This is a genomic window from Pseudomonas sp. NFACC04-2 (assembly GCF_900119265.1).
GTDB classification, from domain to species: domain Bacteria; phylum Pseudomonadota; class Gammaproteobacteria; order Pseudomonadales; family Pseudomonadaceae; genus Aquipseudomonas; species Aquipseudomonas fluorescens_AA.
On the sequence record NZ_FPJC01000011.1, the window covers coordinates 106532 to 128818 of the forward strand.

A 22287-nucleotide genomic window follows, 5' to 3' on the forward strand; every position below is an offset into this window, starting at 1 on the left:
TCCGGTCAGTTTCAGGGTACCTGCCCTTTTGGCGCGTACTGCTTGACCCCTCCCCAACGGAAAAACCGGTAAGGACTTATGTGCGGATTAGCTGGAGAGTTACGTTTCGATCAACAACCTGCGGACCTTGCGGCCGTAGAGCGAATCACCCATCACCTGGCCCCTCGCGGCCCTGACGCGTGGGGTTTTCATAGCCAGGGGCCGATTGCCCTGGGCCATCGGCGCCTGAAAATCATGGACCTGTCGGACGGCTCGGCCCAGCCGATGATCGATAATCAATTGGGCCTGTCCCTGGCCTTCAACGGTGCGATCTACAACTACCCGGAACTGCGCACCGAACTTGAAGCCCTGGGCTACACCTTCTACTCCGGCGGCGACACCGAAGTGCTGCTCAAGGGCTACCACGCCTGGGGCGAAGCGCTGCTGCCCAAGCTCAACGGCATGTTCGCGTTCGCCATCTGGGAGCGCGATGCCAAGCGGCTGTTCATCGCCCGCGACCGCCTCGGCGTCAAGCCGCTGTACCTGTCGCGCACCGGCCAGCGTCTACGCTTCGCCTCGGCATTGCCGGCCCTGCTCAAGGGCGGCGACATCAACCCCATGCTCGACCCGGTGGCCCTCAACCATTATCTGAATTTCCACGCGGTGGTCCCGGCGCCACGCACCCTGCTGGCCGGTGTTGAAAAACTGCCGCCCGCGACTTGGATGCGGATCGAAGCCGACGGTACCACTGAGCAGAAAACCTGGTGGACCCTGCCCTACGGCCCTCGGACCGATGAACAGCACCTGAACCTGGAAGACTGGACCGACCGCGTGCTCGACAGCACCCGTGAAGCCGTCGCCATTCGTCAGCGTGCCGCCGTGGATGTCGGCGTGCTGCTGTCCGGGGGCGTCGACTCAAGCATGTTGGTGGGTCTGTTGCGGGAAGTGGGCGTGGAAGACCTGTCCACGTTCTCCATCGGTTTCCAGGATGCCGGCGGCGAACGCGGTGACGAATTCCAATATTCGGACCTGATCGCCAAGCACTACGGCACCCGCCACCACCAACTGCGCATCGACGAAAAAGAGATCATCGAGCAACTGCCCGCGGCGTTCCGCGCCATGAGCGAACCGATGGTCAGCCACGACTGCATTGCCTTCTACCTGCTGTCGCGGGAAGTGGCCAAGCATTGCAAAGTCGTGCAAAGCGGCCAGGGCGCCGACGAGCTGTTCGCCGGTTACCATTGGTACCCGCAGGTCGATGGCGCCAGCGATCCGTACGCCGCCTATCGCGCTGCGTTCTTCGACCGCAGCTACGAAGAATATGCCGCTACCGTGCAGCCCAACTGGCTGACGGCCCATGACGCGGCCGGTGACTTCGTCAAGGAGCATTTCGCCCAACCCGGGGCCGATGCCGCGGTGGACAAGGCCCTGCGCCTGGACAGCACCGTGATGCTGGTGGACGACCCGGTCAAGCGCGTCGACAACATGACGATGGCCTGGGGCCTGGAAGCGCGCACGCCGTTCCTGGACTACCGCTTGGTGGAGCTTTCGGCCCGAGTCCCGGCGAAGTTCAAGCTGCCTGATGGCGGCAAGCAGGTGCTCAAGGAAGCCGCCCGACGGGTGATCCCCAGCGAGGTGATCGACCGCAAGAAAGGTTATTTCCCAGTGCCAGGCCTCAAGCATCTGGAAGGCCAAACCCTGACCTGGGTCCGCGAACTGCTGCTGGATCCAAGCCAGGATCGCGGCCTGTTCAACCCGGCCATGCTCGACCGCCTGCTCACCGACCCCAACGGCCAGCTCACGCCGTTGCGCGGTTCGCGGCTGTGGCAACTGGCGGCGCTGAACCTGTGGCTCAGCGAGCAAGGAATCTGATCGATGAAACCTCACGCAACCGTTCACAACCAACGCCTCTTGCGCGGCCAGGCGCCTTCTTATGAACGCCTGCAGGCACGCTTGGCCGAAGACGGCAGCGAATTGGGCGCCGACCCGATCGCGGTGCATTGCGGCTGGGGCCGACTGCTGATCGGCCACACCTTCCCGGACCCGGCGAGCCTGGCCCGGGAACTGCTCAACGAACAACCCGGTGAACGCGACATTGCCTTGTACGTGGCCGCGCCCCAGCAAGTGCTGGGGCTGGAACCGGCGCAACTGTTCCTCGATCCATCCGACACCTTGCGCCTGTGGTTCAGCGACTATCGCCAGTCCACCCGGGTGTTTCGCGGTTTCCGGATTCGTCGGGCCCAGAGCGAGACCGATTGGCAGGCGATCAACCAGCTCTACCAGGCCCGGGGCATGTTGCCCATCGACCCACACCGTTTGACCCCGCGGCATGAGGGTGGTCCGGTGTACTGGCTGGCCGAAGACGACGACACTGGCGCGGTGATCGGCAGCGTCATGGGCCTGAATCACCAGAAAGCCTTCAACGATCCGGAAAACGGCAGCAGCCTCTGGTGCCTGGCCGTAGACCCGCAATGTTCACGGCCCGGTGTGGGCGAAGTACTGGTGCGCCATCTCATCGAGCATTTCATGAGCCGGGGCTTGAGTTACCTCGACCTGTCGGTACTGCATGACAATCGCCAGGCGAAAAACCTCTACGCCAAGCTTGGTTTTCGCAATCTCTCGACCTTCGCCATCAAACGCAAGAACGGCATCAACCAGCCGTTGTTCCTCGGCCCGGGCCCCGAGGCGCAGTTCAACCCCTATGCTCGAATCATCGTCGAAGAAGCTCACCGTCGCGGCATCGAAGTGCAGGTGGACGATGCCGAGGCCGGCTTGTTCACCCTCATCCACGGGAGCCGCCGGGTGCGCTGCCGAGAATCCCTGAGCGACTTGACCAGCGCCATCAGCATGACCTTGTGCCAGAACAAAAGCCTGACCCACAAGGTGCTGAAAAGCGCCGGCCTGAACCTGCCAGCCCAACAGTTGGCGGGCAATGCCGATGACAACCTGGCGTTCCTCGATGAGCACGAACGGGTGGTGGTCAAGCCGCTGGACGGGGAACAGGGCCAAGGCGTGGCGGTGGATCTGCGCACCATCGAGGAAGTGCAGAGCGCCATCGAGACGGCTCGGCAGTTCGATAGCCAGGTGTTGCTGGAAAGCTTCCACGAAGGCCTGGACCTGCGCATCCTGGTGATCGGCTTTGAAGTGGTGGCGGCGGCGATCCGGCGTCCGGCGGAGGTGATCGGCGACGGCCGGCACACCATCGGCGCGCTGATTGAAGCCCAAAGCCGCCGACGGCAGGCCGCCACGGGCGGCGAAAGCAAGATCCCGATGGATGCCGAGACCCTGCGCACACTCAACGCGGCGGGGTTCGACTACGACAGCGTGCTGCCGGCCGGGGAACACCTGTTCGTCCGGCGTACGGCGAACCTGCACACCGGCGGCGTGCTGGAGGATGTCACCGCCATCCTGCATCCGACCCTCGTCGATGCGGCGGTGCGCGCCGCGCGGGCGTTGGACATTCCCATGGTCGGCCTCGACCTGCTGGTGCCGGCGGCCGATCAACCCGAGTACGTGTTCATCGAAGCCAACGAACGCGCCGGCCTGGCCAACCACGAACCCCAACCCACCGCCGAGCGCTTTGTGGATTTGTTGTTTCCTCATAGCCAGACGGTGGCCTAGCACAAGTGTGGTGCCTGAACAGTCCCCATCGCGAGCAAGCTCGCTCCCACATGGAATTTTTGGTGTTTATACATTCTGTGTTCACTGCAGAAACCCTGTGGGAGCGAGCTTGCTCGCGATAAGGCCAGTGCAGGCACCGTCATCCAACCGTCGGACTCACTCATCGAAACCATCGATGCGCTTAACCCATCAGGAGTTTCCATGATCAGTAAAATTCCCGAACCGGATCTCGAATACCTGCAGAAAGTCCTGCTGGAAATGCTCGCCATTCCCAGCCCCACCGGCTTTACCGACACCATCGTGCGCTACGTCGCCGAGCGGCTCGAGGAGCTGGGTATCGCGTTCGAAATGACCCGTCGCGGCACGATCCGCGCCACGCTCAAGGGCCGCAAGAGCAGCCCCGACCGGGCCGTCTCGGCGCACCTGGATACCATCGGCGCCGCGGTGCGAGCCATCAAGGACAACGGTCGCCTGACCCTGGCCCCGGTAGGTTGCTGGTCCAGCCGGTTCGCCGAAGGCAGCCGGGTCAGCCTGTTCACCGACACCGGCGTGATTCGCGGCAGCGTGCTGCCGTTGATGGCGTCCGGGCACGCGTTCAACACCGCCGTGGACGAAATGCCCATCAGTTGGGACCACATCGAATTACGCCTGGACGCGTATTGCGCCACCCGCGCCGACTGCGAAACCCTGGGGGTGGGCATCGGCGATTACGTGGCCTTCGATCCCCTGCCGGAATTCACCGAAAGCGGCCACATCAGCGCCCGTCACCTGGACGACAAGGCCGGGGTCGCGGCGCTGCTGGCGGCGCTCAAGGCGATTGTCGACAGCGGTGAAGAACTGCTGATCGATTGTCACCCACTGTTCACCATCACCGAGGAAACCGGCAGCGGTGCCGCGGCCGCGTTGCCTTGGGACGTCAGCGAATTCGTCGGCATCGACATCGCCCCCGTCGCTCCCGGCCAGCACTCGAGCGAACATTCGGTCAGCGTGGCGATGCAGGACTCCGGAGGTCCCTACGACTATCACCTGTCGCGGCACTTGCTGAAACTGGCCAAGGAGAACGACATATCGGCACGCCGCGACCTGTTCCGCTACTACTTCAGCGACGCTCATTCGGCCATCACCGCCGGCCACGATATCCGTACCGCCCTGCTCGCCTTCGGCTGCGACGCCACCCATGGCTACGAACGTACCCACATCGACAGCCTGGCCGCCCTCAGCCGCCTGCTCGGCGCCTACATTCTCAGCCCACCGGTGTTCGCCAGCGACGCACAACCGTCCCAAGGCTCGCTGGACCGCTTCAGTCACCAGATCGAGCATGATGCACAGATGGAAAGCGATACTCGGGTGCCGTCGGTGGACAGCCTGGTGGGGCAGCGGTCGGATAGCTGATCCAACATTCACTGTCTGGGCTATTGCCATCGCGAGCAAGCTCGCTCCCACACTTGAAATGCATTCCCCTGTGGGAGCGAGCTTGCTCGCGATGAGGCCAGAACAGGCCCCACAAAACCCAAGGCTAGCCGCAAAAGCCCATTGGCCGTAGCATCGCCTCATTGTCTAGCCGAGGTACCCCATGCTCATCCCCCACGACCAACTCGAAGTCGACACACTCACTCGCCTGATCGAGGACTTCGTGACCCGCGACGGCACCGACAACGGTGACGACACGCCCCTGGAAACGCGGGTTCTACGGGTCCGGCAAGCGCTGACCAAAGGCCAGGCGTTGATCGTCTTCGACCCCGAAAGCGAACAGTGCCAACTGATGCTCAAGCACGATGTGCCCAAGCACCTATTCGACTGAACACGCCTTGCGGGCGGCGTGGGCCTTTTTCCTCTGGATCTTTTCGTAGATTTCGGAGCGATGGACATCGACGTGCCGTGGCGCTTCCACGCCAAAACGCACGGTGGTGCCGCTGACCGACAGCACGCGGACGGAAATATCGTCACCGATGGAAATCAACTCACCCACAGCACGGCTTAATACGAGCATGGTCCTTGTCCTTAAGAATGTCTGGACCCTGACCATGCCCGGCCCGCCTCTCGTTCTCAAGACACCGGCGAGAATTCAGTAAGGCCCTACAAGCAAAGTTCTTGCGACTGAAGGAAACTTCCTGCAAAACCCTCCCAGACCGTAGGTGATTTCAGGACGCCGAGAACCGCGGGCCGAATAGAATCACGCTCGCCCCCAACACGCAGAGCGCCACGCCAATCCAGTCGGAACCCAGTGGCCGGACCCGCTCCACCACGGCCAGCCAGCCAATCGAGGCAATGATGTAGATGCCGCCATAGGCGGCGTAGGCCCGCCCGGCGTACGTCGCTTCGATGCGAGTCAGCAACAGGGCGAAGAAGGTCAGGCTGAGTAGCGCTGGGGCGATCCACCAGGCGCTCTTGCCTTGGCGCAGCCACATCCAGAAGGCGTAGCAACCGGCGATTTCAAACAGCGCGGCGAGAAAAAACCACAAGTAATTGAGCATGCAGATGTCCATCAGGAAGGCCGAATGGCGCCATCCTGAGGACATCGGGCAGCCAGGTCAATTCAGGTTCTGCCGGGCCTTGGCGCGCATCTTGTCGGCCATGACGGTCATTTCGTCGTACAGCAACCTTGGGTTCTTCTGCTTGAGGGCCCACGCCATGCGCCCCTGTTCATGGGGCAGGATCATGAACTGGCCCTGGGCGACTTGCTGATAGATGTAGTCGGCAATGTCGGCGGCGCTGATCGGCGAGCTTTCCAGCAATTTGCCCACCTGGGCCTTCATGGCCGGGGTCGGACCGCGAAAGGAGTCCAGCAGATTGGTCTGGAAGAACGAGGGGCACACTACGTGTACGCCGACCTCCTGCTGCGCCAATTCCACCAACAGGCTTTCCGACAACGCCACCACACCGGCCTTGGCCACGTTGTAGTTGCTCATGGCGGGTCCCTGCATCAAGGCGGCCATGGAAGCAATATTGATGATCTTGCCGCGGCTTTTTTCCAGCAGCGGCAGGAACGCCTTGCAGCCCTTGACCACGCCCATCAGGTTGATCGCGATCTGCCAGTCCCAATCCTCCAGGGAGAGTTCGCTAAAGAACCCGCCCGAGGCGACGCCGGCATTGTTGACGATGATATCGATGCCACCGAGCTTCTCTTCGCAAGCCTGGGCGAACGCAGTCAATTGGCTGTAGTCGCGCACATCGCAGCGCTGGATGAAGCCGTCGCCACCCGCCGCGCGCACAAGTTTGAGGGTTTCCAAAAGGCCTGGTTCGCTGACATCCGATAAGGCCAGGCGCCAGCCTTCGCGGGCCCAGCGCAGCGCGATTTCGCGACCCAGGCCGGAGCCGGCACCAGTGATCATCATGCGATTTTGCATAGCAAACAGCCTTGTTCCGGGAGAGATAGGCCGAGTGTAGCGAAGGCACCTGCCGGACCCACGCTCCATCAGATTGCTGAATGGCGAGGGCAAACCGTCGCCGCTACAAAAACTTTGAATTTTTTACCAGACGTTACGGTCGGACTTATTAAGCCGCCCGGATTTAACACATGCGTGCTGGTAGTTGGAAGTTGCAACACTCCAAAACTGACCAATAAGGAAATCTACAATGGGCACAATACTTATCATCATCCTGATCCTCCTGCTGATCGGTGGTCTTCCGGTCTTCCCGCACTCCAGAAGTTGGGGTTACGGTCCGTCCGGTATCATTGGTGTAGTGTTGGTGGTGCTGTTGGTCCTGCTATTACTGGGCAAAATATAAACCGCTAAGTAAGCGCAAAAAAAAAGAGGCCTTTGCAGGCCTCTTTTTTTATGCTCGCCGTTTATCAGTCCGGCTTGCCGTCAACGACGCCGGCGGTGTTATCCAAGAGGCTCTTGGTCGCCGTTTGCAGGAACGATTCGAGCTTGAGTTTCATCTCCGCCGTGTCCGGTGCGTCGGGGATGATTTGCGCATGAGGGTTGGCACCCAGTTCATAGCGGTACATCTTCGGCGGCATTTCCTTTTCCTTCGGCAGGACCAGGATCTTGTCGTCGCGAATGATCGCCGTCGTCTGTTCACTGCCCGACGGCTTGATCACGCCAAAACCGGTGTCGCCTTCCGGCAGGTTCAACAGGTCACGGCCCCAGCACTGGTTCCGTACCTGCCCACCGAGCCGGCCCATGATGGTCGGCACGATGTCGACCTGGGTACCCACGGTATGGCTACGCTGGCCGAATTTTTCCTGCACGCCCGGGCCGATCAACAGCATCGGCACGTTGAAACGGCCCAGGTCCATTTCGGTGATCTGGCGTTCGTTGCCAAAGCCATGGTCGCCCACCACCACGAACAGGGTTTCCTTGAAGTAAGGCTCCTTGCGGGCTTTCTCGAAGAACTGGCCCAGCGCCCAGTCGGCGTAGCGCATGGCCGTCAAGTGCTCGTTCAGGCTGCCACGGTCGGTGACCGGCTCGACCGGCAACGGCGTCGGCAACGCATAAGGCGTGTGGTTGGACAGGGTTTGCAGCAAGGCATAGAACGGCTTGCCATTTTCCCGCGCCTTGAGCTCGATCAGGCCACGGTCGAACATGTCTTGGTCAGACACACCCCAGGTGGGATCGGAAAACACCGGGTTCACATAGTCGTTACGCCCGATGAAGTTGGTCATGCCCTGGCTGCTGAAGAACCCCGACTGGTTGTCCCAGGCGAAATCGCCGTTGTAGACATACACGTCGTCATAGTTTCGGGCGCTGAGCAGTTGCGGCAAGCCTGACAGCTTGTGGCTGCCCTCCGGCGTCTGCATCAGGTATTCGAAACCCGGCAGGTTCGGGAAGCACGCCATGGTGGCGAACATACCCTGGTGGGTGTGGGTGCCGTTGGAGAAGAAACGGTCGAACAGCAGGCCTTCCTTGGCCAGTTTGTCCATGTAAGGCGTGATGTTGCCCGGCGCGCCCAAGGCGCCCACCGAGTGACCGGCCATGCTTTCCATGAGGATCACGACCACGTTCTTGATCGGCAGGGTCTTGTCCGCCGGCGGCGTGTAGTCGCGGCGCACGGCGGCGGTCTCGGTGTCCACGAGTTTGTCGTCAGGCATCACCAGCATGTCACGCACGGTCTGCTGTGCCAGCGGCTGCTCGAGGGTAGCTTTCCAGATGTTGTCACGGTCTTCGGACATCCGGCTCTTGGCCGCCGCCACCAGCGACAACGTGCCATTGAGTCCCAACTGGTTGGCGAAGTTCGAATCGGTGGTGTAGACATCCCCCCAACGCAGCGGCGGACCTTGGCGCAGGGTGCCGCGCGCGGCGGCCACGGCCACCAGCAGGCAAACCATGAACACCGCGACACGCCCATACCACGGGGCGATCTGCCGGGTGCCGATAGTACCGCCACTGAACGGCCCACGGGGACGGGTGGCGCGGTCGGCGCCCTTGAACGCCAAGGCGAGGATGAGGGTACCGCCGACCCAGGCCAGCAGGTAGCGCACCACCGGAAAACCGTACCAGAGCATGCTCATTACGGTTTTCGGGTCTTCCTTCACATATTGGAAGACCAGGCCGTTGAGGCGCTGGTGGAACTCACGGTAGAAGTCCATCTCCATCAAGCCGAGGAACAGCGCGATGCTGGAGGTGACGGTCAGCCAGAAACGAAAAAAACCACGGGCAGCCATGGCCCTTGCGCTGAACAACGCCAGCAGCAACGGGATGCAGAGGTAGACCACCAGGCGCAAATCGAAGCGCAGGCCGTTGGCGAACGCTTCAACGAAGGTCGAGGCTGGGGTGTCGAGAATCATCTCGCGGTTATAGACCAGCAGCGCCACGCGCAGCAGGCTTAACATGACCATCATCACCAGGGCGCAAAGCAACGTGTAGGCCAGGTGCGATTTGACGGTCGGTTGCAGCAGGCGATGCGTGGTGCGCTGCTGACTCAGGGCGTCCGGGATTGCCATGTCGTTTAAGGACCCTATTGGAATTGGAGTGACAAAAGAGAAACAACGGCGCGCCCTCTGTTGGCCAAAGTCTGGCCCCGGGGCTTGCGCGAGTGCGCAAATGTTGCACGAACGGCTATGGCATTGCCATTAAATAACCGACGGCGATATGAGCGCGGGGGATTGTCCGCAAGATTTAGTGAAAATTTCGTTCAAAGAATATCCAGAAACACAAAAATCCCGGCCTGCTGATGAAGTTGAGCCGAACGCTATTGTGGCGAGGGAGCTTGCTCCCGCTCGGCTGCGAAGCAGTCGTAAAACCCGAATAACGAAATATGCCTGACGGACCGCGGTGGCTGGATTGGGGCTGCTTCGCAGCCCAGCGGGAGCAAGCTCCCTCACCACAGGGTTGCCGATCACATCCAGTCCAGTGTGAAAACGATCATCGTCAATGAAACTGGCGCCCAAGGCCCGCCGGCACGCCTTCGATGGTGGTGTCCTCCCACGGACCATTCGGGCTGACGGAACGGCTCCAACCGTTGTTCCAGCGGTAATAGGTACGCTGGCGATAGAACGTATTGGTCTGGTTGTCCAGCACATACACTCCCAGCTTGGCGTCCCAATGGCTGTTGCCACCCGGTGGCGGGGCGAAGCTGGCGGAAGTGCGCGGCAGCGGCTTGGCCGGTTTGTTCGGGATGGTCGGCTTGCCTGGAGGCGTGGATGGGGCCGGTTTGGTGGTTGGGGTCGACGGTGGAATCGGTGGCAGCGGCGCCGAGGGCTCCGACGGACGCTGGACCGCACAAGCGCTCAGGCCCATGACGAGCGTGAGCAGGGTGATACGAGCGATGGCGGTCATGGTGCGAATTCCTGTTATTTGTCCGGGCTGTCGATGGTCAATTGTTGTTGCGCCGTGGTGCTGCTTGCCAGGGGCTGGCTGCGGCCGATCCACTCACCGGCGGTCGGCTGACCGGCCCGGGAGATGCGCGCCATCAGTTGGACTTCGGGGAAGTTCGACAGTTTCAACTGCGGCATCATGGCGTCCGCGTCGCCCAGTTCCACCGTGACCGGCAGATCGGCCACCGTCAGGCGTTTGGCGGCCAGCGGCGCCGGTGGGCCGGAAACGGCACGGGCGAAGATGAACACGCTGTCGCCCGGCTGCACCTTGGCCTTGAGTGCCGGCGCCAGATCGACACGGACCTTGAGCAATGCCCCGGTCTTGGCCACCGGGGCCTGGACGACTTTGCCACCGGCGGCTTGCAGCTTCTCGGTGGCACGGGTGATGCCGCCCTGCAACGCCTCGCGAGATTTGTCGCCTTCCGGCAGTTGCGCGAGCAGACGCCCCCAGTAGTCGATCGCATCCTGATAACGCTCGCCTTCAAACGCGGCGATGCCCAATAGGCCGAGGCTGGTGACCTCCTTCGGATCGAGCTTGAGCGCTTCGTCGGTCAAGGCCTGGATTTTATCCGACCATTTCTTGCCATCGGCGAAATACTGCGCCTGGGCCCACTGGCCCAACAGTTCCGGTTGACGACCGGCGACGGCCACGGTGCGCTCGAAGATCTTCGCCGCGTCCGCCGGCCGATCCTGAGCCATGTAGGTACGCCCGAGAAAGTACAGCCCCTCGGCATTATCCGGCTGCGCCGCCACCGCGCGCTCCAGGCGCTGGGTCATCTCTTCCATCGACTGCGGCGCCTGGGCGAATTCACGGGTCAGCTCGACCTTGTCACTGGCACCGAAATGCAGGTACAGCGCCAGACCCAACACCGGCACCAGCACGGCAGCGAGCAGTGGCAGCGGCTTGCCCAACCGGGATTCACGCGGGGCATCGGCGCCCTCGGTGTCGGCGAGCAGTTCACGGGCGGCTTCGGCGCGACCGGTGTCCAGTTGCGCGGCGTTGAGCACGCCCTCCTCCCGCTCGGCCTGCAATTCGGCCACGCGCTCCTGGTACAGCGCCACGTTGAGCGCAGTCCGGTCCTCTTCGCGTTGAGCGCGACGACCACGTAGGACAGGGATCAACAGAAAACTCAGGGCAATCAGAAGAAGCAGACCTGCGGCGAGCCAGAAATCAATCATGCTTGGTTTTATCCAACAGTTGGTCGAGGCGCTGGCGCTCTTCGACAGAAAGCGTGTCCGGGGCGGCCGAACGCTGGACCCGGCGCCGGCGCACGATCACCGCGATGATCACGAAACCACCGAGCAACAGCCCGGCGGGGCCGAACCAGAGCAGCGCGGTCTTGGAGGACAGGGCGGGGTTGTAGCGCACGAACTCACCGTAGCGATCGACCATGAAGTCGATGATCTGCTGGTTGTCCTTGCCCTCGCCGAGCATGCGAAAGATTTCCTTGCGCAGGTCGGCGGCAATCGGGGCGTTGGAGTCGGCGATGTCCTGGTTCTGGCACTTGGGGCAGCGCAGTTCCTTGGTCAGTTCGCGAAACCGCTCGCGCTCGCCATCGTTGGCGAATTCGTAGGTGTCGATGGCAGCATGAGCCACACCGACCAGGCTCAAACCGAGGATGGCGGCGGCTAACCAGCGCTTCATGGCTTGGCCTCGTCCACCAGGGCCTGATACTTGGCGGCCAGTTTCTCGCGCCAGACCTGTTCGTCGATCACACCGACGAACTTGTCGCGGATCACGCCCTTGGCATCGATGAAGAAGGTTTCCGGTGCGCCATAGACGCCCAGGTTCAGGCCCAGGGAGCCGTCTTCATCACGAATGTCCAATTGATACGGGTTGTGGAATTCGGCCAGCCACTTCAAGGCGTCGGCATTGACGTCCTTGTAATTGACGCCGTAGATCACCACGCCGTTCTGGGCCAGCTTGTTCAGCACCGGGTGTTCGACCCGGCAGGAAATGCACCAGGTGCCCCACACGTTGACCAGCGCCGGCTTGCCCAGCAGGTCGGCACGGGTCAGGGTCTTGTCACCTTGCACCGAAGGCAGGGAAAACTCCGGGAACGGCTTGCCAATCATCGCCGAGGGCAATTCGCTCGGGTTCAGGTACAACCCCCGATACAAAAACACCGCCATCAACAGGAACAGCGCCAGCGGCAACACCATCAACCAACGTTTCATGCAGTGGCTCCCGTCACGCCCAGGGCTTCACGCACCCGGGTTTTCACCTTGACCCGATAACGACGATCCAGCGCCGCCAGTACCCCACCCAGGCCAGTGAGCAAGCCACCGAACCAGATCCAGCGCACGAACGGCTTGACGTGGACCCGCACCGCCCATGCGCCTTCGCCCAGGGATTCGCCCAAGGCCACGTAGAGGTCGCGGGTGAAACCGGCATCGATCCCAGCCTCGGTCATGACCGAGTTCTGCACGGTGTAGAGGCGTTTTTCCGGATGCAGCACGGTGATTTCCTGACCGTTGCGAATGACCCGCACAGTGCCTTTGTCGGACGTGAAGTTCGGCCCCTCGAAATGCTTGGCGCCCTCGAACACGAACTGATAACCGCCCAGGTCCATGGACTCGCCCGGCGCCAGGCGCAAGTCGCGCTCGGCGCTGTTCTGGCTGGAAAGCACCACGCCCAGGGCACAGACGGCGATGCCCAGGTGGGCGATCTGCATGCCCCAGTAACTGCGGGTCAGGGTCGGCAGGCCTTTGATCAGGCCTTTGTGGCGGGTCTTGTCGAAGATATCCCGGACACCGGCCAGCAACACCCAGGCCGCCAGCACGAATGTCGCCAGCACCGCCCAGTTGAAGTCGCCATAGGCCACGCCGGCCACCACGGCCAGGGCGGCCGTGCCCAGCAGCACCGGCGTCAACATGCCCAGCAGCCACTTGACCGGGGTGTCTTTCCAGCGCACCAGCATACCGATAGCCATCACCACCATCAGGATCGCCATCAGCGGGATGAACAACGCATTGAAATACGGCGGGCCTACCGACAGCTTGGCGCCAGACAGCGCATCGAGCACCAGCGGGTACAACGTCCCCAGCAGGATCATCGACGCGGCCACCACCAGCACCAGGTTGTTGCCCAGCAACAGGGTTTCCCGTGACCAGAGGTTGAAGCCAACCTGGCTCTTGACCACCGGGGCACGCAGGGCGAACAACGTCAGCGAACCGCCGACGACGAACAGCAGGAACATCAGGATGAACACGCCACGCTCAGGGTCCGAGGCGAAGGCATGTACCGACGTCAGCACCCCGGAACGCACCAGGAACGTTCCCAGCAGGCTCAGGGAGAACGCTGCGATGGCCAGCAGCACGGTCCAGCTCTTGAACACACCGCGCTTTTCCGTGACAGCCAGGGAGTGAATCAGCGCCGTGCCCACCAACCAGGGCATGAACGAAGCGTTTTCCACCGGGTCCCAGAACCACCAGCCGCCCCAACCGAGTTCGTAATAGGCCCACCACGAACCGAGGGTGATGCCGATGCCCAGGAAGGCCCAGGCGACGATGGTCCATGGCCGCGACCAACGTGCCCACGCGGCATCGAGGCGACCACCGAGCAACGCGGCGATAGCAAAGGAGAAGGCCACGGAGAAGCCGACGTAGCCCATGTAGAGCATCGGTGGGTGAACGATCAGGCCGATGTCCTGCAGCAACGGATTGAGGTCGCGTCCGTCCACCGGCATCTGGGGCAGGATGCGCTTGAACGGGTTGGACGTGACGATCAGGAACAACAGGAAACCGGTGCTGATCATGCCCATCACTGCCAGCACCCGAGCCAGCATCACCTGGGGCAACTGCCGGGAAAACACCGAGACCGCGAAGGTCCAGCCGGCGAGAATCAACGCCCAAAGCAACAGCGAACCTTCGTGGGCGCCCCACACGGCGCTGAACTTGTAGTACCAGGGCAAGGCGCTGTTGGAGTTACTGGCGACGTACTCTACGGAAAAATCATCGGCCATGAAGGCGTAGGTCAGGCAACCAAAGGCAAACAGCATAAAAGCGAACTGCCCCCACGCCGCGGGCTGGGCCAGGCTCATCCACAGACGGTCGCCGCGCCAGGCGCCGAGCAAGGGCACTATGGCCTGTACCAGGGAAAAACACAGGGCCAGGATCATCGCCAGGTGGCCCAACTCGGGAACAAAGATGCCAGCAGTCATCGATCAGCCCTCCTTCACGGGAGCGGGCGCCGACTGGCCGCTGTCTTTCAGGGCCTTGGTCACTTCCGGCGGCATGTATTTTTCGTCGTGCTTGGCCAGCACTTCGTCGGCCACCACCACGCCATCGGCGTTGAGCTTGCCCAGGGCGACGATGCCCTGCCCTTCGCGGAACAGGTCCGGGAGGATGCCGCGATAGGTGATGGTCACGGTCTTGTTGAAGTCGGTGACATTGAATTTCACGTCCAAGGAATCTCCAGAGCGCACCAGCGAGCCTTTCTCCACCATGCCGCCAGCACGGATGCGGGTGTCCTTGGGCGCTTCGCCACTGGCGATCTGGGTCGGGGTATAAAACAGGTTGATGTTCTGCTGCAGGGCACTCAGGGCCAGGCCGACCGCGGCACCGACACCCACCAGGATCGCCAGAATGATGACAAGACGTTTTTTGCGCAGCGGATTCACTGACCGTTCTCCCGGCGCAGACGACGCGCCTCTTGTTGCAGATACCGCTTGCGGGCCAGAATCGGCACCGCCACGTTGAGGGCCAGCACCACCAGGCAAATGCCATAGGCCGACCAGACATACAGGCCATGATGACCCATGGCGAGGAAATCGCCGAATGAAGCGAAACTCATCGAGCGGCCTCCAGGCTGTTCTGTACTTCGGCCTTCACCCAACTGGCCCGGGATTCGCGCTTGAGCACTTCCAGGCGCATGCGCAGCAACAGCACCGCGCCGAAGAAACAGTAGAAGCCCAGCACCGTCAGCAACAGCGGCAGCCACATTTCCACGGGCATCGCCGGCTTTTCGGTGAGGGTGAACGTCGCGCCCTGGTGCAGGGTGTTCCACCACTCCACCGAATACTTGATGATCGGGATGTTGATCACGCCGACAATCGCCAGCACCGCGCAGGCTTTGGCGGCACTGTCACGATTGCTGATGGCGTTGCCCAGCGCAATAAGACCGAAGTACAGGAACAGCAGGATCAGCATCGACGTCAGTCGCGCATCCCAGACCCACCAGGAACCCCAGGTCGGCTTGCCCCAGATGGCCCCGGTGACCAGCGCCACGGCGGTCATCCAGGCGCCGATGGGCGCGGCGCATTGCAGGGCTACGTCGGCCAGTTTCATTTTCCACACCAGCCCGACCACGCCACACACCGCCAGCATCACGTAGATGGACTGGGCCAGCATCGCGGTGGGAACGTGGATGTAGATGATCCGGAAGCTATTGCCCTGCTGGTAATCCGGTGGGGCGAAGGCCAGGCCCCAGACCACGCCGACGCCAATCAGCAGCAGTGCGAAGAGGCTCAACCAGGGCAACAGTCTGCCACTGATGCCGTAGAACCACTTGGGTGAGCCAAGCTTATGAAACCAGGTCCAGTTCATTGCAGTTTCCATCACGGTTGCGGCTCGTCATCACGAGCAGCCAGGTCTGCCTTAACTTCCGCAGAAGTGGTCAATTCTTGACCAGGCCTCATTATTATTCGCCGACGCTGATCTTCAGGCCAGCGGCTATTGCAAAGGGTGTCAGGGTTATCGCCAGGGCGGTCAGGCTCCCAAGCCACAACAGATAACCGGTCGCGGGCATGCCTTGCAACGCCGCTTGCAAGGCACCACTGCCCAGGATCAGCACCGGGATATACAAGGGCAGGATCAGCAACGCCAGCAACAGGCCACCGCGCTTCAACCCCACCGTCAACGCCGCGCCCACCGCACCGAGCAGGCTCAACACCGGCGTGCCCAGCAGCAGCGACACCAGCAGCACCGGCATGCACGCGGCGGGCAAACCCAGCATCATCGCCAACAGCGGCGAGAGCAGCACCAGCGCCAACCCGGAAAAAACCCAGTGTGCCAGTACCTTGGCCAAAACCAGAAGGGCCAGGGGGTGCGACGAAAGGACCCACTGTTCCAGGGAACCGTCTTCGAAATCACTGCGGAAAAGCCCGTCCAGCGAGAGCAGGACCGATAAAAGCGCGGCCACCCAGACCAGTCCCGGAGACAAGGTTTGCAACAATTGAGTCTCCGGACCGACCGCCAGCGGGAACAGTGCGATGACGATCGCGAAGAACACCAACGGATTGGCCAATTCGGCCGGACGACGAAAGAGCAGGCGCGCCTCGCGGGCCAGTAACAGGCCAAACACACTCATACGGCCCAGCTCCCCAGATCGATGTTGCGATAGCCGGACGGCATCCGCGCCAGCGTATGGTGGGTGGTCAACAGCACCATGCCGCCGTTTTCGCAATGCTGGGCCAGGTGTTCCTCAAGCTGCGCGACGCCCTGCTTGTCCAGGGCGGTGAACGGCTCGTCGAGAATCCACAGCGGTGGACCGTCCAGGTACAACCGGGCCAGGGCCACCCGGCGCTGCTGGCCGGCGGACAGGGTGTGGCTCGGCACATCCTCGAAGCCGCGCAGCCCGACCGCCGCCAATGCCTGCCAGATCGCCTCGCGGCCGGCCGGCGTATGCAGAGCGCAGAGCCAGCTGAGGTTTTCTTCGGGGGTCAGCAAGTCCTTGATGCCGGCGGCATGGCCAATCCAGAGCAGGTTACGGGCCAGCTCGCTGCGCTGGCTGTGCAAGGGCTGGCCATTGAGCAACACTTGGCCCGCGGTGGGCTGCATCAATCCGGCGAGCAGGCGCAACAGGCTGGTCTTGCCGCTACCGTTGGGGCCACTGATCTGCACCATATCGCCCGGCGAGAGTCTCAATTCCAGGTTTTCGAAAAGCAGCCGCAAGTCTCGCTCACAGGCGAGGCCAACGGTTTGCAGGAGAGGACTGGTCAAGGGATCGCGGGCCTTATACGGTTCAAGTCGGCGGTGCAGCGGCCGTTAAAGAGGTGCAGCATAGATGCTTTGACGGCCTGTTCCACAGAGCTGCGTCAAACAATTGCAAGGTTTTCGCCACTCCCTGAAAGACGGGCGGCATTATACATGTGATGCCCTACTCTCAAGAGGGCTTATTTTCCCAGGGTAAGACCGCAGATGACAGGCGACATCAACATCCTGCCGCTGCCCCAGGCCACGGCAACGACGCGTATGCCAGCGGTGACGGGCGAGCTGCTCAAATTGCTGGCACCGGCCGAAGGGCTGATCGGCCCCGGCCAGACCGCCCAGGCCGAAGTGCTGTCGCTCAAGCAGGCCGACCAGACTTTTCAGCTGTTGCTCAAGGTCACCTTGGAGAACGGCCGCCAGACCACCGTGCAAGCCACCAGCACCCAGCCGCTACCCCAGGGCACCAGCCTGGCCGTGACCCAACCGTCCCCCAGCAACCTGACGATTGCCGTGCAGCAGGCCGTTGCCTCCAGCGTCGCCACCTTGACGCGCATCGACACGGCGCAGATGCCGGTCGGCACGCTGCTGCAAGGCAAGGTGCTGACCAGCCAGGCATTGCCGTCCTTGCCCGGGCAGCCGGCGGTCTATCGGTCATTGGTGAGCCTGCTCAATACCGCCCAGGCCGGCAGTACCCTGGACATCGACAGCCCCCGACCGCTGCGCATCGGCACGCTCTTGAGCGCCCAGGTGCAAGATGCCCAGACGCTGAAATTCGTTCCCCTGAGCAACCGCCAGGAGCAACTGGCTGTGAGCCAGCAACTGCTCACCCAAGTGAGCCGCCAGGGTTCGCTGGACAGCCTGATCACTGCCCTGCAAAACCTGCCGGTCACCGACGACACCGGCACCGAACTGCGCGCCGCGGTGACTCGCTTGCTGGCTGGACTGCCGGATGTCCAGCAACTGAGCACGCCCAAGGGCTTGGCCCAGGCCATGGTCGCCAGCGGGGTGTTCCTGGAAAGCAAACTGCTCGCGGGCCAGCCACCGAGCCTGGCGCCGGACATGAAAGGCGACCTGCTGAAACTGATAGCCCAACTGACACCGGCCCTGCCCGCCTCCACCAACCTGAGCGCCATCATTGCCGCCAATACGCTGGCCCAGGTCCTGCCGAGTTTCGTGCGCAGCGCCCTGGGGATGCTCGGCCAGGTCAGCGCCAAGCCGCAACCCACCAGTTTTCCCCTGCCCTCGCGCCAGTTGAAAGACCAGGACGAAGGCGGCGATCTGGAGCACCTGCTGCGTCTGGCCGCCGCTGCCGTGTCACGCCTGCAAAGCCATCAGTTGTCGAGTCTGGAACAAACCGGTCTGACCGACGACGGTCGCTTGATGAGCACCTGGCAGTTGGAAATCCCGATGCGCAACCTGCAGGACATCGTGCCGTTGCAGGTCAAGTTCCAGCGCGAGGAAACCCCGCCCCGGGAACAACCAGACGAACGCCGTGAAGAACGCGAGCCGAAACAGCAGCTCTGGCGGGTCGAACTGGCGTTCGACATGGAACCGCTCGGTCCGCTGCAGATTCAAGCCCAGTTGCTCAGCGGCAGCCTGTCCAGCCAATTGTGGGCAGAACGGCCGTACACCGCGAGCCTGATCGAAAGCAACCTGACAGTGCTGCGTGAGCGCCTGGTGACCTGTGGCCTGACCGTCGGCGACCTGGACTGCCACCTCGGCACCCCGCCCCAAGGCCCCAAGACTCGCCTGGAACAACGCTGGGTGGACGAAACCGCATGACAACCCACACCGAACCTCGCCAGGCCATCGCCCTCAAATACGACGGCCACCACGCCCCCACCCTCACCGCCAAGGGCGACGAAGCCCTGGCCGAGGAAATCCTGCGCATCGCCCGGGAAAGTGAGGTACCGATCTACGAGAATGCCGAGCTGGTGAAGCTGCTGGCACGGATGGAATTGGGGGACAGTATCCCGGAAGAGCTGTACCGCACGATTGCCGAGATCATCGCGTTCGCCTGGAACCTCAAGGGCAAGTTCCCCCAAGGCCATGACCCGAATGCGCCGAGTGTCGAAAAGGACGTGACCGACCGCGGCGACGATTACTGATCACAGCCACGAGAGCGCCAGAAGAAACTGTGGGAGCCGAGCTTGCTCGCGATCATGGGCTCACATTCAACATCGCTGTTGACGGTCACACCGCTATCGCGAGCAAGCTCGCTCCCACATGAATGCTGCGAAGAAAGCGATCAGCCGCCTCGGTGCAGCTTGCTCATCAACTCCGCCTCGGCCTGGGTCAGGCCGCAGGCTTGGGTCAGTTCGTCGACGCTGGCGCCCATGCCCACCAGGCGGGCGGCCTGGGCGAAGGACAGGCTGGAGGGGTCACGCTGCTCCAACTGGGCGAGTTTGTCCGGCAACGGCGCAACCACGGCACGCAGCTCATGGAGCGCTTCGCCCATGCGCACGGTGCCGTTCTGGTAATCGTCGACGCGCTTGGCCAGGTCCTTGATGCGCTGGTCGCGCAGCGCATCGCCCTGGGCCTGCTGAGCGGCAATCTGCCGCTGGCCACGTATGTATGCCAAGAACATCGCCAGCGTACCTGCCCAGAAAAGGAACAGGACAATGACTGCTACCTCAAGAATCAATCAGATACTCTCCAGTTCCGACCACTCTTCTTCGCTCATCATCTTGTCCAGTTCAACCAGAATCAGCAACTCGTTATTCTTGTTGCACACGCCTTGAATGAACTTGGCGGATTCTTCGTTACCCACGTTCGGCGCCGTCTCGATTTCCGACTGACGCAAGTAAACCACTTCGGCGACGCTGTCGACCATGATGCCAACCACTTGCTTGTCGGCTTCGATGATGACGATCCGGGTGTTGTCGCTGATCTCGGCGTTCATCAGGCCGAAACGCTGACGGGTATCGATCACGGTGACGACGTTGCCACGCAGGTTGATGATGCCCAGCACGTAGCTGGGTGCACCCGGTACCGGGGCGATCTCGGTATAGCGCAGCACTTCCTGAACGCGCATCACGTTGATGCCGTAGGTTTCGTTATCGAGCTTGAAGGTCACCCATTGCAGAATCGGATCTTCAGAACCCTTTTGAGACGACGCCTTATCATTCATACCTTGACCCCTCGAAAAACCGCCTGTGGCGGCGTGTATTCTGTCCGGCGACGCTGTGCGGCACCGGTTGTCTTATTTCGGTTTCTGGACCGGCTTCTTGCTGCCGCCCAGGTGTTTTGCCCCGCCGCTGGCGATCAACTCCGCCAGCTCGGAAACGTCCAGCAAGGCGCACATGTGTTCGATCACCGTACCGGCCAGCCATGGCCGTTGCCCTCGATGGCTGCGCCACTTGATCTCGTTCGGATCCAGGCGCAGCGAACGGCTGACCTGATGCACCGCCAATCCCCACTCATAACCTTGCACCGAAATCACGTATTGCAGGCCCTGGCGAAAATCATCGCGATAACGGTCCGGCATCACCCAGCGTGCCGTATCCAGTACCTTCAGGTTGCCCGCCTGGCTCGGCAGGATCCCGAGGAACCATTCCGGCTGACCGAACAGCGGCGTCAGCTCCTGCCCGGCCAGGGAATAAATCGATCCCAGGCAGACCAGCGGCACCGCCAGGGTCAACCCGGCCACATCAAACAACAAACACTCGAACGGCTCGGCGGCCCAGGCCGGACGGTCGTCACCCGGCACCGGTGGCGGTGGGTTGCTCGGCGGCAAGTGGACTTCCACCACCGGCGTCACCAACCCCTGCAGCAACGGCGCAACGGTCGAGACCGGCGCCAGGATCGGAGCAGGTGCCTCCATTACCGCCAGTTGTGGCTTGATGAACGGCGCTTCGACCGCCGCGGCCACCACTGACTTCTGTGCGTCACGGGCCTGCTCTTCGAGCACGGCCGCTTGAAATTCATCCAGCACACCCTCGGCTTCGACGTGTTCGGGCAACGCCTCGATCACGCCTGGCGGCGGTGGCAGTTCTTCGGTCGCTTCCTGCAAAAGGCCATCCAGATAGGACTGCAGGGCCATTTGCGGACGCGAGGTTGTCTTTACTGGGCGGCTCATAGGAACAGTGCGCCACTTGAAGAGGTTATCGGCATGAATGCGGCAGGACTTGAGCGTTCGCAAGCGAACACACTGCCAGTGGAAAGCCTCGTCACCTTAAGCCACCTGCTGCGAAACAAGCTGTTGGGCCAGCAGATGCTTGAGCAGCGCTCGGTAAGCCAGCACGCCACGGCTCTTGCCATCGAATTGCGAAGGGGTCACACCGGCGCGGCTGGCATCCCGCAGGCGGGTGTCGACGGGGATATAGCCCTGCCAGATGTCATCCGGGTACTTGTCCCGCAACACCCGCAGGGTCCCCAGGGACGCCTGGGTGCGACGGTCGAACAGCGTAGGCACGATGTTGAAGGCCAGCGTCTGTTTGCGCGAGCGGTTGACCATCGCCAGTGTATTGACCATGCGTTCCAACCCCTTGACGGCCAAATGTTCGGTCTGCACGGGGATCACCAATTGCTGACTGGCGGCCAGAGCATTGACCATCAGCAACCCCAGCAACGGCGGGCTGTCGATGATCGCGTAATCGAAATCCTGCCACAGCTGCGCCAGACTCTTGGCGATCACCAGGCCCAGGCCACTCTGCCCGGGCGATTGTCGCTCCAGGGTGGCCAGGGCGGTGCTCGACGGCAACAGGGAAATCCGTTCGTCGCTGGTGGACAACAACAATTGCCCCGGCAAACCCTCGGGCACCACGCCCTTGTGCAGGAACAGGTCGAAGTTGCTGTGCTCCAAGCTGTCGGGATCGTAGCCGAAGTAGCTGGTCATCGAGCCATGGGGGTCCAGATCGACGATGACCACGCGCTTGCCCGCCTCGGCCAGCAACCCGGCTAAAGCGATGGAAGATGTGGTCTTGCCCACACCACCTTTTTGATTGGCGACTGCCCAGACTCTCATTCGGATCGTTCCTCCCGGCCGAAACAGGCTC

25 protein-coding genes are annotated in these 22287 nt (G+C 62.1%); 7 read left to right on the forward strand and 18 right to left on the reverse strand.

Annotation, left to right across the window (positions count from 1 at the left end; all coding sequences use genetic code 11):
- The first annotated feature begins 78 nt into the window (after positions 1-78).
- From BT125_RS16320 to BT125_RS16335, 4 genes are all read left to right on the forward strand, one after another.
- Positions 79-1851, forward strand: coding sequence for an N-acetylglutaminylglutamine amidotransferase (locus tag BT125_RS16320; RefSeq protein ID WP_072408466.1), 1773 nt, complete (start codon positions 79-81; stop codon positions 1849-1851).
- Positions 1852-1854: 3 nt separating this feature from the next.
- The gene (gene ngg / locus BT125_RS16325; protein WP_072408468.1) at positions 1855-3600 is read left to right on the forward strand and encodes an N-acetylglutaminylglutamine synthetase; all 1746 of its coding nucleotides are present in this window, start codon (positions 1855-1857) and stop codon (positions 3598-3600) included.
- 201 nt (positions 3601-3801) lie between these two features.
- Positions 3802-4992, forward strand: coding sequence for an osmoprotectant NAGGN system M42 family peptidase (locus BT125_RS16330; protein WP_072408470.1), 1191 nt, complete (start codon positions 3802-3804; stop codon positions 4990-4992).
- Between the two features lie 181 nt (positions 4993-5173).
- Positions 5174-5401: a YheU family protein gene (locus tag BT125_RS16335; RefSeq protein ID WP_003199186.1), complete on the forward strand. Its 228-nt coding sequence runs from the start codon at positions 5174-5176 to the stop codon at positions 5399-5401.
- Here the strand turns inward: BT125_RS16335 and csrA are convergent.
- The 3 genes from csrA to BT125_RS16350 form a co-directional block, all read right to left on the reverse strand.
- Entirely contained in the window at positions 5390-5590 is a 201-nt protein-coding gene (gene csrA / locus BT125_RS16340) for a carbon storage regulator CsrA (RefSeq protein ID WP_060738615.1), read from the reverse strand. The genes BT125_RS16335 and csrA overlap by 12 nt on opposite strands.
- Before the next feature lie 151 nt (positions 5591-5741).
- On the reverse strand, positions 5742-6074 hold the full coding sequence (locus BT125_RS16345) for a YnfA family protein (RefSeq protein WP_072408590.1): 333 nt from the start codon (positions 6072-6074) through the stop codon (positions 5742-5744).
- A gap of 57 nt (positions 6075-6131) precedes the next feature.
- A complete protein-coding gene (locus tag BT125_RS16350; RefSeq protein WP_072408472.1) occupies positions 6132-6947 on the reverse strand; it encodes an SDR family oxidoreductase in 816 nt (271 codons plus the stop codon).
- A gap of 229 nt (positions 6948-7176) precedes the next feature.
- On the opposite strand from BT125_RS16350, the gene BT125_RS16355 reads away from it, so the two are divergent.
- The gene (locus tag BT125_RS16355; protein WP_003183939.1) at positions 7177-7329 is read left to right on the forward strand and encodes a DUF3309 family protein; all 153 of its coding nucleotides are present in this window, start codon (positions 7177-7179) and stop codon (positions 7327-7329) included.
- A gap of 64 nt (positions 7330-7393) precedes the next feature.
- On the opposite strand, the gene BT125_RS16360 is transcribed toward BT125_RS16355, so the two are convergent.
- The 11 genes from BT125_RS16360 to ccmA all read right to left on the reverse strand — a co-directional run bounded on the left by BT125_RS16360 (position 7394) and on the right by ccmA (position 17302).
- Positions 7394-9487 carry an LTA synthase family protein gene (locus BT125_RS16360; RefSeq protein ID WP_072408473.1) on the reverse strand — a complete coding sequence of 698 codons (2094 nt, stop codon included), beginning with the start codon at positions 9485-9487 and terminating at the stop codon, positions 7394-7396.
- A gap of 427 nt (positions 9488-9914) precedes the next feature.
- On the reverse strand, positions 9915-10322 hold the full coding sequence (locus BT125_RS16365; protein WP_072408475.1) for a hypothetical protein: 408 nt from the start codon (positions 10320-10322) through the stop codon (positions 9915-9917).
- A gap of 14 nt (positions 10323-10336) precedes the next feature.
- A complete protein-coding gene (gene ccmI / locus BT125_RS16370; RefSeq protein ID WP_072408477.1) occupies positions 10337-11539 on the reverse strand; it encodes a c-type cytochrome biogenesis protein CcmI in 1203 nt (400 codons plus the stop codon).
- Positions 11532-12005 (reverse strand): cytochrome c-type biogenesis protein, encoded by a 474-nt coding sequence (locus BT125_RS16375; RefSeq protein ID WP_072408480.1) that lies wholly within the window; start codon positions 12003-12005, stop codon positions 11532-11534. The genes ccmI and BT125_RS16375 overlap by 8 nt, the downstream gene beginning before the upstream one ends.
- Positions 12002-12538, reverse strand: a complete 537-nt coding sequence (locus BT125_RS16380) for a DsbE family thiol:disulfide interchange protein (protein WP_072408483.1) — start codon at positions 12536-12538, stop codon at positions 12002-12004. The genes BT125_RS16375 and BT125_RS16380 overlap by 4 nt, the downstream gene beginning before the upstream one ends.
- Positions 12535-14523 carry a heme lyase CcmF/NrfE family subunit gene (locus BT125_RS16385; RefSeq protein ID WP_072408485.1) on the reverse strand — a complete coding sequence of 663 codons (1989 nt, stop codon included), beginning with the start codon at positions 14521-14523 and terminating at the stop codon, positions 12535-12537. Before BT125_RS16385 ends, BT125_RS16380 begins: the two co-directional genes overlap by 4 nt.
- A 3-nt stretch (positions 14524-14526) precedes the next feature.
- Positions 14527-14982 carry a cytochrome c maturation protein CcmE gene (gene ccmE / locus BT125_RS16390; RefSeq protein WP_060738623.1) on the reverse strand — a complete coding sequence of 152 codons (456 nt, stop codon included), beginning with the start codon at positions 14980-14982 and terminating at the stop codon, positions 14527-14529.
- Positions 14979-15155, reverse strand: a complete 177-nt coding sequence (gene ccmD / locus BT125_RS16395) for a heme exporter protein CcmD (protein WP_003199159.1) — start codon at positions 15153-15155, stop codon at positions 14979-14981. Before ccmD ends, ccmE begins: the two co-directional genes overlap by 4 nt.
- Positions 15152-15907 (reverse strand): heme ABC transporter permease, encoded by a 756-nt coding sequence (locus tag BT125_RS16400; protein WP_072408486.1) that lies wholly within the window; start codon positions 15905-15907, stop codon positions 15152-15154. The genes ccmD and BT125_RS16400 overlap by 4 nt, the downstream gene beginning before the upstream one ends.
- Positions 15908-16001: 94 nt before the next feature.
- The gene (ccmB, locus tag BT125_RS16405) at positions 16002-16670 is read right to left on the reverse strand and encodes a heme exporter protein CcmB (protein WP_003183957.1); all 669 of its coding nucleotides are present in this window, start codon (positions 16668-16670) and stop codon (positions 16002-16004) included.
- Positions 16667-17302 (reverse strand): cytochrome c biogenesis heme-transporting ATPase CcmA, encoded by a 636-nt coding sequence (ccmA, locus tag BT125_RS16410; RefSeq protein WP_072408488.1) that lies wholly within the window; start codon positions 17300-17302, stop codon positions 16667-16669. The genes ccmB and ccmA overlap by 4 nt, the downstream gene beginning before the upstream one ends.
- A gap of 198 nt (positions 17303-17500) precedes the next feature.
- On the opposite strand from ccmA, the gene BT125_RS16415 reads away from it, so the two are divergent.
- Together BT125_RS16415 and BT125_RS16420 are read left to right on the forward strand one after the other, a co-directional pair.
- Positions 17501-19072 (forward strand): flagellar hook-length control protein FliK, encoded by a 1572-nt coding sequence (locus BT125_RS16415; protein WP_072408490.1) that lies wholly within the window; start codon positions 17501-17503, stop codon positions 19070-19072.
- On the forward strand, positions 19069-19398 hold the full coding sequence (locus BT125_RS16420; RefSeq protein WP_014337186.1) for an EscU/YscU/HrcU family type III secretion system export apparatus switch protein: 330 nt from the start codon (positions 19069-19071) through the stop codon (positions 19396-19398). The genes BT125_RS16415 and BT125_RS16420 overlap by 4 nt, the downstream gene beginning before the upstream one ends.
- Positions 19399-19538: 140 nt before the next feature.
- Here BT125_RS16420 and BT125_RS16425 read toward each other — a convergent pair whose 3' ends face one another.
- From BT125_RS16425 to BT125_RS16440, 4 genes are all read right to left on the reverse strand, one after another.
- A complete protein-coding gene (locus tag BT125_RS16425; protein ID WP_060738629.1) occupies positions 19539-19934 on the reverse strand; it encodes a DUF2802 domain-containing protein in 396 nt (131 codons plus the stop codon).
- Positions 19935-20420, reverse strand: a complete 486-nt coding sequence (locus BT125_RS16430; protein WP_003199144.1) for a chemotaxis protein CheW — start codon at positions 20418-20420, stop codon at positions 19935-19937.
- Positions 20421-20492: 72 nt separating this feature from the next.
- Positions 20493-21368, reverse strand: coding sequence for a CheW domain-containing protein (locus tag BT125_RS16435; protein ID WP_072408492.1), 876 nt, complete (start codon positions 21366-21368; stop codon positions 20493-20495).
- Positions 21369-21464: 96 nt separating this feature from the next.
- Positions 21465-22256, reverse strand: a complete 792-nt coding sequence (locus BT125_RS16440) for a ParA family protein (protein ID WP_072408494.1) — start codon at positions 22254-22256, stop codon at positions 21465-21467.
- Positions 22257-22287: the final 31 nt, after the last annotated feature.